The organism is Erythrobacter neustonensis (assembly GCF_001663175.1).
Classification (GTDB): domain Bacteria; phylum Pseudomonadota; class Alphaproteobacteria; order Sphingomonadales; family Sphingomonadaceae; genus Erythrobacter; species Erythrobacter neustonensis.
This window is the reverse complement of sequence record NZ_CP016033.1, coordinates 660,076-672,025: the sequence shown is the minus strand read 5'-3', so window position 1 is coordinate 672,025 and position 11,950 is coordinate 660,076. Positions and strand designations below refer to the sequence as shown.

Here is an 11,950-nt window from a genome sequence, read left to right as displayed (position 1 = left end):
GTTTCAAGGGAGGCCCGCTTGACCACCACCGCACCCGAACCATCGCGGACCGCCCCGCTGCGCATCGCCATCGCCGGGCTTGGCACGGTGGGGGCGGGCGTGATCCGCCTGCTCGACACCAACGCGCAGCTGATCGCGATGCGCGCGGGGCGGCCGATCGAAGTCGTCGCGGTCAGCGCGCGCGACCGCGGCAAGGATCGCGGGGTCGATATCGCCCGCTTCGCATGGGAAGACGACATGACCGCGCTGGCCAGGCGCGATGATGTGGATGTGGTGGTCGAACTGGTCGGCGGCTCGGACGGCCCTGCGCTGGCGTTGTCGCGCGCGTCGCTGGGGGCGGGCAAGGGGCTGGTCACCGCGAACAAGGCGATGATTGCGCATCACGGGCTGGAACTGGCAAAGCTGGCCGAAGCGGCCAATGCCGCGCTCAAGTTCGAAGCCGCGGTCGGCGGCGGTATCCCGGTCATCAAGGGCCTGCGCGAAGGCACCAGCGCCAACGCGCTGACCAAGGTTTACGGCATCCTCAACGGCACCTGCAATTACATCCTCTCGACGATGGAGCGCACCGGCGCCGATTTCGCCGATGTCCTCGCCGAAGCGCAGCGCCTGGGCTTTGCCGAGGCTGACCCTGCCTTCGACATCGAGGGCGTGGACGCCGCGCACAAGCTCGCGATCCTTGCCGCGATCGGGTTCGGCACGCAGGTCGATTTCGCCAATGTCCGCGTGTCGGGGATCACCGAGGTGCGCAGCGCCGACATCGCGCAGGCCGCTGCGCTGGGCTTCGTGATCCGGCTGATCGGGGAGGCCGATGTCGAGGACACCCCCGAAGGCCCGCGCCTGCTCCAGCGCGTGCGCCCCTGCCTGGTCGCGCGCGGCCACCCCTTGAGCGCGGTCGAAGGCGCAACCAACGCGGTCGTGGCCGAAGGTAATTTCTCAGGCCGCCTGCTGTTCCAGGGCGCGGGCGCGGGCGATGGCCCCACCGCCAGCGCGGTCGCGGCCGATCTGATCGACATCGCGCGCGATGAAGTCGGCGCGCCGTTCTCGATCCCCGGCGACCATCTCTCCGCGCTGCCGCCCGCCGAACCCGGCCACCGCCCGGCGCGCACCTATATCCGCTTCATGGTCAAGGATCGTCCCGGCGTGCTTGCCGAATTGACTGCGGCGCTGCGCGACGGAGACGTGTCGATCGAAAGCCTGATCCAGCAGGGCCGCTCGCAAAGCGGGGGCGAGGTAATGGTGGCGATGGTCACGCACGAAGGGCCCGAACGCTGCGTCACGCAGGCGCTGGCGCTGCTCGAAGGGTCGGACAGCCTGATGGCCAAGCCGCTGGTGCTGCCGATCCTGCCGCTTTAGGCGCTATTGCCGCGTCGCCGGCGGCAGACCCAGCTCTGCCTCGATCCGGCGGCGATCCGCGTCCGACAGCGGTGCGTCGTCCGTTTGCGTGGGGGCAAGGCCCTGCGCCACGCGCGCCGCGTCCGAGCCTGCGGGTGGCGGCGGGATCGCTTCGACATCGACGATCAGCGCCTTGTCCTTGGGACAAGGGCCGATCACACACAGCCCGCTGACCGTTGGCGCTCCGCGGAAGATGCCCGGTCCCGCGACATCGGGCGGCGGCAGCGTGCCCTTGTTCTGCGTGCGCTGCGCATAATCCTTCTGCCAGGCCTCGTGCGTGCCCGAATAGATCTGCGAGGTATCGGCGGGCAGTTGGCGGCAGACCACGATTTCGCCCGCGACCACGCCGCGCTCGGCCTCGTCGGTGCATTCCTTCAATTCGGCGGCGGTGGCGGCCGCGGATGTGGGCTGCGGCGCAAGGATATCGATTTGCTGCGGCTTTTCGGCGACCGGCGCATCGGGGCCGAGATCGATCGGCACGCGGGCGGGATCGGGTTTGACCGGCTTTTCGGGCGCGCCCGCAACACTGGCTTGCGGAAATTGCAGGATCGGCGGGGGAAATTCGACCTGCGGCCCGACCTGTGCGGAGGCGGCCACCAAGGCGGTGCCGGCAAGGATGAGGGGAAGCACCGGGCCGGCCCCTACCCGCCCTTCTTTCGCGGTCGTTCGGGCACGGTGGTCCTGATCCCCGCCGCCTCGCGCCGCGCGCGTTCCTGTTCCTCGGTCAGCTCGCCATCCTGCCCCAAAGGGGCGAGCCCGCGTCCAACGCGGTCTGCGTCCGAACCTGCGGGGGCGGGCGGCAACGCGGCGAAATCGACTTCGATCGCAACCGGCGGCGGCTTGCCGAAACCGATGCCCTTGCCATTGTCGGGAATGCCGAAAGCCTCGGGCGCGCGCGGGGCGCCTTTCAATGCGGTTTCCTCGGCATAGCGTTTGCGCGCAGCCTCGCGGTCGGCGCTGTAGGCATTGGCGCCATTATCGCCCACTTCGCGGCAGACCACGATCTCGCCGCTGATCGTGCCCGCATCGGCATCATCGCGGCATTCTTGCAATTGTGCTTCGTTGACATCCCCGCGCGGCACGGTGACCATCAGGTTCATCCGCGGCGGCACCCCGCCTTCGTCGGCGGTCGCGCCGGGGGGAGGGGTGGGGGCCGCGGCCTGGGCCGGGGGCGGTGTCGCCGCGGTGTCATCCTGCGCGGCCAGAGGCATCGCGGGCAGGATCGCAAGGACAAGCGCAGCGCCCGTCAGGCGTCTGCAAAAACCGGGCAGGGCAGGCGTTGCATTGCTCGACAAACCCATCTCCATCCGCCTATGCGCCGATGGGATACCCGGCGCGCCGGCACACAAGCGAAGAAGGGCTGAATTGCACATGAACTCCGCCAACAATACCGACCTTGCCCAGACCTCGCAAGCTCATGGGCAAGGCACAGGGGACAATGCAATCCAGCGCGTGCTGGTGCTCGAAATGGTGCGCGTGACCGAAGCGGCCGCGGTGGCGGCAGCGCAATTGATCGGCCGCGGCGATGAAAAGGCCGCTGATGCCGCCGCCGTCGAAGCGATGCGGCGCGCGTTCGACACGCTCTACATGGATGGCACCGTGGTGATCGGCGAGGGTGAGCGCGACGAGGCGCCGATGCTGTTCATCGGCGAAAAGGTCGGCATCGGCAAAGGCCCCAAGATCGACATCGCCCTGGACCCGCTCGAAGGCACCACGATCACCGCCAAGGCGGGGCCCAACGCGCTTGCCGTGCTGGCCGCAGCCGAAGAAGGCTGCCTGCTCAACGCGCCCGATGTCTATATGGACAAGCTCGCGGTCGGCCCGGGCTATCCCGAAGGTATCATCGATCTGGCGAAAAGCGCATCGGACAATGTCCGCGCGGTCGCCGAAGCCAAGGGGGTCAAGCCGTCGGACATCAACGTCTGCGTGCTCGACCGCCCGCGCCATGCCGACCTGATCGCCGAACTGCGTGCGCTCGGCTGCGGGGTGGTGCTGATCGGCGATGGCGATGTCGCGGGCGTGATCGCGGTGACCGACGAAGAAACCACGGTCGACATGTACATGGGCCAGGGCGGCGCGCCCGAGGGCGTGCTGGCGGCGGCTGCGCTGCGGTGTGTCGGCGGGCAGTTCAATGGTCGCCTCGTGTTCCGCAACGACGATGAAAAGGCCCGCGCGCGCAAGTGGGGGATCGAGGATCTGAACCGGATCTACAAGCTCGAAGACCTCGCCAAGGGCGACTGCATCTTCGCGGCAACCGGCGTGACCGACGGCTCGCTGCTGCGCGGGGTGAAGCGCCGCCGCAAGCCGACCGGCGAAACGATCCTGACCACCGAAAGCGTGGTGATGCGCGCTTCGAGTGGCACGGTGCGGTGGATCAGGGGTGAACACCGGATCGGTTGAGAAGTTAAAACGAACAAGGGCCGCCCCAAACGCGGCGGTCCTCCGCACCGTCCGCAACACACACGCGGTGGATCAGGGGTGAGCACCGGATCGGTTGAGAAGTTAAAACGAACAACGGCTGCCGCAAACGCGGCGGTCCTCCGCACTGTCAGAAAAGAATGCGTGCGGTGGATCAGGGGCGAGCATCGCATCTGCCGAAGCCGCCATCCCGCTAGGCCGCGACCTTGCTCCCGCGCGAGGTCGCAAACAGCGCCGCGATGGCCTGCGCGTCGAGCGGGCGGCTGAACCGGTAGCCCTGCATGTGCGAACACCCGTGGTCGACGATGAACTGGCGCTGCGGCTCGGTCTCGATCCCCTCGGCAGCGATCTTGAGGCCCAAGCTGGTACCCAGATCGCAGATTGCGCGCACGATCGAGGCGCTGCCCGTGTCGTGCGGCAGGCGGGTGACGAAGCTGCGGTCGATCTTGATGCAGTCGATTGGGAAGCGGTGCAGGTAACTCAGCGACGAGTAGCCGGTACCGAAATCGTCGAGCGCGATGCTCAGCCCGCTGGCCCGCAGCGCTTCGAGCGTCTGCAGCACCAGCGTATCATCGGCCAGCAGCGCGCTTTCGGTGATTTCGATCTGCAGGCGGTGCGGGGCAAGGCCGGTGCGCTGCAGCGTCGAGGCGATCGTCGCGAGCAGCGTGCCGCCGCCGAATTGCAGCGGCGAGACATTGATCGAGACGCCCAGATGATCGGGCCATGATGCGGCCGCCGCACAAGCGCGTTCCAGCACCATTTCGCCGATGGTGCCGATCAGGCCCAGTTCCTCGATAACCGGGACGAAGACATTGGGCGGCACCTCGCCGCGGGTCTCGCAGGTCCAGCGCAGCAGCGCCTCGGCCCCCGTGAAACGGCCGGTGCGCGCATCAAGGATCGGTTGATAGGCAACCTCGATCGCCTGATTGGCGCAGGCGCGGCGCAGATCGGTTTCGAGCGCGATGCGATCGAGCAGCGTTGCCGCAAGCTCGGGATTGAACAGGCACGTGCGACCGCGCCCGTCGTGCTTGGCGCGGTAGAGCGCAAGGTCGGCCTGCTGGGTCAGGGTTTCGGGATCGTCGCTGAAATGCGGTGCCAGTGTCGCGCCCACACTGCCGCCGATTTCGGCCAAGTGGCCGTCGAGCATGAAGGGTTCCGACAACACCGAGACGATGCGTTCTGCCAACGCCTGCGCACTTGCCTCGTCCACCGCGCTCAGCGCGATCACGGCAAATTCGTCCCCGCCGATCCGCGCGATGAAATCCCGGCCGCGCACCGCCTCGCGCAACCGTTCGGCCACCGCCACCAGCAACAGGTCGCCGACCGGATGGCCCAAGGTGTCGTTGATCGCCTTGAAGCGGTCGAGATCGACCATCAGCAGCGCAAAGGGCTTGCCGCGCGTGTGCAGCCGCAGACAGTTGTTGGCCATCCGCGTGACAAAGCTCAACCGGTTACCAAGCCCGGTCAGCGCATCGGTCATCGCCATCTTGCGCAGTTCTTCCTGCGATTGCGCGCGGGTTTCCTCGAACAGGTGGGTCGAGATCCCCGTCCCCACGATCAGCACCGCAGCCAGCGCGATTGCGCCCGCCATCGCGGTAAAGACATCACTGTCCGCCCCGCGCGATACCCCCGCAATCGGGGCGACTTCGAAGCCCGCCATGCCGAGGAAGTGCAAGGTGATGATCGCAAGCATCGTCATCACCGTGGGAAGCAGCGTGCGATCGCCGCCCGGATTGGCGCGGATCAGGGCGATCGCGCCCGCCGCCAGACAGATCGCGAAACCGATCGAGGCGGCGATGAATTCGGGCCGCCAGCTGACGATGCCATCGGGGCGATAGGCAAACATGCCGACATAATGCATCGCGCTGATGGTAAGGCCGATCGTGCCGCCGCCGCACAGTGCCGCCAGCGTGCGATGCCTGAGGCGGCACAAGGTTAGCCCGATCGCGGTGCCGCCGATCGCGATCAGCGCCGAGACGATCGTCAGGGTGGCATCGAATTCGACCGGAACACCGGGCCGATATCCCAGCATCGCAATGAAATGCGTCGCCCAGATCGAGGATCCCGCCGAAACCGATGCCAGAAACCACCAGTGCAGCCACGTGCGCCCGCGCGCGTGGATCGTGCGATGCGCGAGCTGCACCGTGACGAACGAACCCAGCAGGCACAATAGCGCCGCCAGTGCGACCAGCATCGCGTTATGATCGTTCACAAGGCAGGTCAGGACGCGCACGGAAGACCCTCTGCTGCTACGAATGCTCCCCAGGTCTTGGTATGTGGCCAAGGCTTAGGAATAATTGTTCGTAACTGGGGCCGATTACCTAGGGCCTGCGATGGCGTTGGCCGGGGCAGGGCAGGCGCGGGGCACGCAAAAAACCCCGGCGGATCGCTCCGCCGGGGTGTTCTTGTTGCTTGTGGCTGGGTCGACCCGGGCGAAGCCCGGGTCGTCAGACGGGGCGCGGGCGCCCCGCCGGCCGGCCTGCGGCGTGGACGGGTCAGCTTGCGCTGGCCCGCCCGCCTTAGGCTTAGAAGCCCATGCCGCCCATGTCGGGCATCGCGGGTGCGGCGGGCTTGTCGTCCGGGCGTTCCACGATCGCAGCTTCGGTGGTGATCAGCAGGCCGGCCACCGAGGCAGCGTCCTGCAGCGCGGTGCGCACGACCTTGGTCGGGTCGATCACGCCGGCCTTGACCAGGTTTTCATAGGTGTCGGTCGACGCGTTGAAGCCCTGCGTTTCGTCATTCTCGCGCAGCAGGTTGCCTGCAACGACCGCGCCATCGTGGCCGGCGTTCTGGGCGATCTGCTTGATCGGGGCGGTGATCGCCTTGCGGATGATGTCGATGCCGCGGGTCTGGTCTTCGTTCGCGCCCTTGAGGCCGTCGAGAGCCTTGGTGGCGTAGAGCAGCGCCGTGCCGCCGCCGGGGACGATGCCTTCTTCGACAGCCGCGCGGGTTGCGTGAAGCGCGTCGTCGACGCGGTCCTTGCGCTCCTTCACTTCGACTTCGGTCGCGCCGCCGACCTTGATCACGGCAACCCCGCCGGCGAGCTTCGCCAGACGTTCCTGCAGCTTTTCACGGTCGTAATCCGACGAGGTGTTGTCGATCTGCGTGCGGATTTCGGCCACGCGCGCCTTGATGTCGTCGGCCGAACCGGCGCCATCGACGATCGTGGTGTTGTCCTTGTCGATCGAGACCTTCTTGGCCTGGCCGAGCATGCCCACGGTGACGTTTTCGAGCTTGATGCCGAGGTCTTCGGAAATCATCTCGCCCTGCGTCAGGATCGCGATGTCCTGCAGCATCGCCTTGCGGCGATCGCCGAAGCCCGGTGCCTTGACCGCTGCAACCTTGAGGCCGCCGCGCAGCTTGTTGACCACGAGGGTCGCCAGCGCTTCGCCTTCGATGTCTTCGGCGATGATGAGGAGCGGACGGCCCGACTGCACCACGGCTTCGAGGATCGGCAGCATCGCCTGCAGGTTCGACAGCTTCTTCTCGTGGATCAGGATATAGGGGTTATCCAGTTCCACGGTCATCTTGTCGGGGTTGGTGATGAAGTAGGGCGACAGGTAGCCGCGGTCGAACTGCATGCCTTCGACGACATCGAGTTCGAACTCGAGGCCCTTGGCTTCCTCGACGGTGATGACGCCTTCCTTGCCGACCTTTTCCATGGCTTCAGCGATCTTTTCGCCGACTTCACGGTCGCCGTTGGCCGAGATGATCCCGACCTGTGCGATTTCTTCCGAGCCCGAAACGTCCTTCGAACGCGACTTCAGGTTCTCGACCACGGCATTGACCGCCTGATCGATGCCGCGCTTCAGGTCCATCGGGTTCATGCCGGCGGCAACCGACTTCATGCCTTCGTTGACGATCGCCTGGGCGAGCACGGTGGCGGTGGTGGTGCCATCGCCGGCGCTGTCATTCGCCTTGCTGGCGACTTCGCGCAGCATCTGCGCGCCCATGTTCTCGTACTTGTCCTTGAGCTCGATTTCCTTGGCGACGGTGACGCCGTCCTTGGTGATGCGGGGCGCACCGAAGCTCTTGTCGATGACGACGTTGCGGCCCTTGGGACCCAGCGTCACCTTGACGGCGTTGGCGAGGATATCGACGCCGCGCAGAATACCTTCGCGGGCTTCGCGGCCGAACTTGACGTCCTTGGCTGCCATGATTGTTTCTCCTGAAAAATTGTTCTTGGTCGAAAGGAACGGTGGGTGTCAGGCGATCAGCCGACGATCCCCATGATGTCGCTTTCCTTCATGATCAGCAGGTCTTCGCCGCCGATCTTGACTTCGGTGCCCGACCACTTGCCGAACAGCACGCGGTCGCCGACCTTGACGTCGAGCGTGATGCGGTTGCCGGCATCGTCACGCGCGCCTTCGCCCACGGCGATGACTTCGCCTTCGCTGGGCTTTTCCTGCGCGCTGTCGGGGATGATGATGCCGCCAGCGGTCTTCTGGTCGGCTTCGATGCGACGGACCACGACGCGGTCGTGCAACGGACGAAATGCCATGATGATGACCTTTCCTTGAATTGATGAGGTGTCTTGGCACTCTCCTCTCGAGAGTGCCAACGCAGGCGCATTTGGTCGTGGGGGATGATTGAATCAACCCCCGCACACCCAAAAAATTTCCACCCCCCTGCCACTTTTTGCGCTGGCGGTGGTTTGTGCCGCCTTGGTCGGCTATCGCGCGGCCACGCATGAACCCAAGGACTGCCTTTCCCATGACCACCGCCAAGATCCCCGCCGTGATCACCGCCAACCTCGGCGACGAGCTCGACATGGCCTCGCAGGCGTGGCTGTGGCTGCGCGAAAGCATTCCGCATCTGGTGGGCGCGCTGGTGGTCTTGGTGATCGGCGTGATCCTTGCCCGGCTCTTGTCCAAGGGCGCCGACCGCGCCTTGAGCCGCGCGACGCATATCGAGCCCACGGTCGCCAAGTTTCTGAGCAACATCATCAAGTATATGCTGTGGGTGGTGGTGGCGGTCACCGTGCTCACGCAGTTCGGGGTGCAGACCACGTCGATCATCGCCGCGCTGGGCGGTCTGGCGCTGGCGGTGGGCCTCGCGTTGCAGGGCACGTTGTCGAACGTCGCGGCAGGCGTGATGATCCTGATCCAGCGCCCGTTCCGCGTGGGCGAGGCGATCACCGCCGGGATCGTGACCGGCGTGGTGCGCGGCATCGGCCTGTTCACCACCGAGATCGTGCAGCACGACGGGCTTTACGTGATGGTCCCCAATAACGAGCTCTGGAACAAGCCGATCATCAATTACACGCGCATGCCCACGCGCCGGTTCGAACTGCTGGTCGGGATCGGTTACGACGACAGCATCGAGGCTGCGCGCCGGGAACTGCTCGACCTTGCCGATTCAGAACAGCGCGTGCTCGCCGAACCCGCGCCGCAGGTGTTCGTCGCGGCGCTGGCCGACAGTGCGGTGACGATGGGGATGCGGGTGTGGTGCAAGACGGAGGATTTCCTCGGGCTCAGCTGGGCGCTGACCGAGGCGGCAAAGCTTCGGTTCGACGACAAGGGGATTTCGATTCCCTTCCCGCAGCAGGAAGTCCACCACATCACCGAAGTGGTCGACAAGCGGGCGGTCAAGCCCGAAGCGCTTCCGGCCCCCACTCCGGCCCCCGCGTCAGGCCCAGCGCCCCGCGGCGGTGCCAGCGCCACATGAGCAGCACCGCGGCAAAGAACAGCCCCGTCGCCAGCCCGATCCACACGCCGGTCCCCTGAAGCGGGGTGAAGAAGCCGAGCCCGATCGACAGGCCGATGCCGGGCACCCAGTAGCTGAAGATCGCGATCCACATCGGAACGCGCGTGTCCTGCAATCCGCGCAAGGAACCTGCGGCGACCGCCTGCACGCCGTCGGCCAGCTGGAAGATCGCAGCCAGCACCAGATATTGCAGCGCGAAGGCGACCAGCGCGGCATTGGCGGGCGCATCGGGATCGACATAGATCCGCAGCAATGTCTCGGGGAACAATACCATCGCCCCCGCGGTCAGCGTCATGAAGCCTGCACCGATGGCGATGGCGACCCAGCCTGCGCGCCCCACGCCCACTGCATCGCGCGCGCCGTAATGGTAGCCCACCCGGATCGCGGCCGCCTGACCCACGCCGAACGGCACCTGGAAGGCAAGGCTTGCGAGTTGCAGCGCGACCGTGTGCCCGGCCAGTTCCGCCGCGCCGAACCGGCCCATCAGGAATGCGGCGGTGCCGAAAATCCCCGCCTCGGCGGTGATGGTGAGCGCAATCGGCGCGCCGATCGCGAACAGCTGGCGCATCCGCAGCCAGTCGGGCGCCCACAGCCTTCCGAAGATGTGGTAGCGGTGCAGCCGCCGGTCCATCCGGATCGCGAGGACATAGCAGCCGAGCGTGAAGAAGGCGGTGATGATCGTCGCCACCGCCGCACCGCGCAGACCCATTGCGGGCGCACCCAGCTCGCCGAAGATGAAGGCGTAATTGGCGATCCCGTTGACGAAGATGCCAAGCCCGGTGATCGCGGTGGCGAACAGCGGGCGGCCCAGCGCCGAGACGAAATTGCGCAGCACGCCCGCCAGCAGCATCGGCACCATCGAGAACACAATGACGCCGTTATATTCGTTGGCAAAGCCGATGATTTCGGGCTGCTGGCCCGACAATCGCATGATCGGGTCGAGCAGCAGGCACACGCCGGTGCCGAAAATTCCCGCCGCCACCGCCAGCCACAGGGCCATCCGCACCGTGCGGCGCACCGGGCGCAGCGCGGGCGCGCGCGCGCCAACCGCCTCGGCGATCAGCGGCGCGACCGATCCGGTCAACCCGGTCAGCGCCCACAGCACCAGCCCGAACAGCGATACCGCCAGCGCCGAACCGGCAAGCTGGTCCTCGCCCAGCCGCGCGATGAAGATCACGTCGACCGCATAGGTCAGCATCTGCAACAGGTTCGCAGCCGCCAGCGGCCCCGCGATGCCCAGCGTCGCGCGCAGTTCCTGCCCCCAGCCGGGCGTCGAGAGAGAGGTCGCTTGTGTCATGCTCGGATCATCTGCCCGCAGGTCAAGCGAGCCGGTCCGGATAGGCGCGATGCGCGGGCTTGGGAAGGGGGAAAGGCCGGGGCCACCGGATCGCGGGGTATTGGGGCGCTGCGCAAATGTTGGAAAGGGGGCGGTGCGGGCTGACAACCGCGAAACCGGGTTTGCCCCCGTCCAGGGCCGGTTCAGGCCCCCCTTAGCCCCGTTTCGCGGCGCTTTCGGCCTGTCCCGGAACGCAGTCCGCGCCTGTTGGAAAGCACGGGGCGGTGGAGGGGCTGGAGACTGGGTCGCGCAGATGCTTCAACGCGTTGTTCTGTTGAAATAAATACGCGGCGTCACGACTGACCGTGTGCGGCTGGCTTCGATCCGTCCTCCAACATCTTCCGATGGGGGCGCGGCAATCTTTCACCATTTGGCAGCTTCAATGTTTCACGTGAAACATTCCATGAACACGGCCCCGGTGGCGGCGCGCGGACAACACGAAAAAAGGGCGGCAACATTGCTGGCACCGCCCTTGCTCGTATTCGCTTCTTGGCCCGGCTTAGTTGGCCGGCGCTTCAAGCCCGGCCAGTTCCGCACCGATGGTCTTGGCGACGTCGAGGCGAACCTTGGCGTTGTGCTCTTCGACGGTCATGAGGTCCTTGCCTTCCTTGTCGAGCAGCATCGCCTTCTTGCCCGAACCGACGGGTGCAAGGCGAACCTTGAGCGGGCGGGGATAAAGCGTGTTGCTCGCGCCGTTATTGCCATCGACCACACCGCCGATGATCCCGCCGGCGAGGATGTTGCCGAAGGTCGAGCCGGCAAGACGCGACTGGACGAGAACGAAGGTGGGTTCATACCCCGGCTTCTTGATGTCTACCCGCGTGTCCGAGCCGCGCTTGAGTTCAAGCGTGCAGGGCGAGGTGCACTTGAGACCGTTGAGGAAGACGATGTCCGCTCCGCTCGGATCGGTTTCGGTCATGTAATCGATATTGGTACCGTTCATGACGGTGGCACAGCCGGTCAGCGAGGCGCCCGCCGCGATGGCGAGAACCAGAGTTTTGAGCTTCATGTATTGACGTCCCCTGTATGCGGACCCCGTCTTCGGGGTCTGCTGGTGAATTACCGGGAAATCGTCAGCAGTAAACGAAAAAAGGGCGG

10 protein-coding genes are annotated in these 11,950 nt (G+C 66.1%); 3 read left to right on the top strand and 7 right to left on the bottom strand.

The window, feature by feature from the left end; all coding sequences use genetic code 11:
• Positions 1-18 precede the first annotated feature (18 nt).
• Positions 19-1,353 carry a homoserine dehydrogenase gene (locus tag A9D12_RS03205; protein ID WP_068349736.1) on the top strand — a complete coding sequence of 445 codons (1,335 nt, stop codon included), beginning with the start codon at positions 19-21 and terminating at the stop codon, positions 1,351-1,353.
• 3 nt (positions 1,354-1,356) lie between these two features.
• On the opposite strand, the gene A9D12_RS03200 is transcribed toward A9D12_RS03205, so the two are convergent.
• Both A9D12_RS03200 and A9D12_RS03195 read right to left on the bottom strand, forming a co-directional pair.
• Positions 1,357-2,022: a hypothetical protein gene (locus tag A9D12_RS03200; RefSeq protein ID WP_156522782.1), complete on the bottom strand. Its 666-nt coding sequence runs from the start codon at positions 2,020-2,022 to the stop codon at positions 1,357-1,359.
• A gap of 11 nt (positions 2,023-2,033) precedes the next feature.
• A complete protein-coding gene (locus A9D12_RS03195) occupies positions 2,034-2,687 on the bottom strand; it encodes a hypothetical protein (RefSeq protein WP_197489868.1) in 654 nt (217 codons plus the stop codon).
• Positions 2,688-2,859: 172 nt separating this feature from the next.
• Here A9D12_RS03195 and glpX point away from each other — a divergent pair, with 172 nt between their 5' ends.
• On the top strand, positions 2,860-3,792 hold the full coding sequence (glpX, locus tag A9D12_RS03190) for a class II fructose-bisphosphatase (RefSeq protein ID WP_231889734.1): 933 nt from the start codon (positions 2,860-2,862) through the stop codon (positions 3,790-3,792).
• A gap of 211 nt (positions 3,793-4,003) precedes the next feature.
• Here glpX and A9D12_RS03185 read toward each other — a convergent pair whose 3' ends face one another.
• From A9D12_RS03185 to groES, 3 genes are all read right to left on the bottom strand, one after another.
• Positions 4,004-6,022: a putative bifunctional diguanylate cyclase/phosphodiesterase gene (locus A9D12_RS03185; RefSeq protein ID WP_197489867.1), complete on the bottom strand. Its 2,019-nt coding sequence runs from the start codon at positions 6,020-6,022 to the stop codon at positions 4,004-4,006.
• A gap of 313 nt (positions 6,023-6,335) precedes the next feature.
• Complete coding sequence (gene groL, locus A9D12_RS03180; protein WP_068349726.1) at positions 6,336-7,967, bottom strand: chaperonin GroEL; 1,632 nt, start codon at positions 7,965-7,967, stop codon at positions 6,336-6,338.
• A 56-nt stretch (positions 7,968-8,023) separates the two neighbouring features.
• Positions 8,024-8,311 carry a co-chaperone GroES gene (groES, locus tag A9D12_RS03175; protein WP_068349724.1) on the bottom strand — a complete coding sequence of 96 codons (288 nt, stop codon included), beginning with the start codon at positions 8,309-8,311 and terminating at the stop codon, positions 8,024-8,026.
• A 212-nt stretch (positions 8,312-8,523) separates the two neighbouring features.
• Here groES and A9D12_RS03170 point away from each other — a divergent pair, with 212 nt between their 5' ends.
• Complete coding sequence (locus A9D12_RS03170; RefSeq protein ID WP_068349722.1) at positions 8,524-9,477, top strand: mechanosensitive ion channel family protein; 954 nt, start codon at positions 8,524-8,526, stop codon at positions 9,475-9,477.
• On the opposite strand, the gene A9D12_RS03165 is transcribed toward A9D12_RS03170, so the two are convergent.
• A complete protein-coding gene (locus A9D12_RS03165; RefSeq protein ID WP_068349720.1) occupies positions 9,398-10,813 on the bottom strand; it encodes an MATE family efflux transporter in 1,416 nt (471 codons plus the stop codon). The genes A9D12_RS03170 and A9D12_RS03165 overlap by 80 nt on opposite strands.
• 538 nt (positions 10,814-11,351) lie before the next feature.
• The gene (locus A9D12_RS03160) at positions 11,352-11,861 is read right to left on the bottom strand and encodes a PEGA domain-containing protein (RefSeq protein ID WP_068349718.1); all 510 of its coding nucleotides are present in this window, start codon (positions 11,859-11,861) and stop codon (positions 11,352-11,354) included.
• Positions 11,862-11,950 lie beyond the last annotated feature (89 nt).

What these genes read in the sequence shown, in the direction of transcription:
- glpX (WP_231889734.1), top strand. Translation starts at nt 2,860, where the DNA reads ATGGTGCGCGTGACCGAAGCGGCCGCGGTGGCGGCAGCGCAATTGATC.
- groL (WP_068349726.1), bottom strand. Translation starts at nt 7,967, where the DNA reads ATGGCAGCCAAGGACGTCAAGTTCGGCCGCGAAGCCCGCGAAGGTATT.
- groES (WP_068349724.1), bottom strand. Translation starts at nt 8,311, where the DNA reads ATGGCATTTCGTCCGTTGCACGACCGCGTCGTGGTCCGTCGCATCGAA.
- A9D12_RS03170 (WP_068349722.1), top strand. Translation starts at nt 8,524, where the DNA reads ATGACCACCGCCAAGATCCCCGCCGTGATCACCGCCAACCTCGGCGAC.
- A9D12_RS03165 (WP_068349720.1), bottom strand. Translation starts at nt 10,813, where the DNA reads ATGACACAAGCGACCTCTCTCTCGACGCCCGGCTGGGGGCAGGAACTG.
- A9D12_RS03160 (WP_068349718.1), bottom strand. Translation starts at nt 11,861, where the DNA reads ATGAAGCTCAAAACTCTGGTTCTCGCCATCGCGGCGGGCGCCTCGCTG.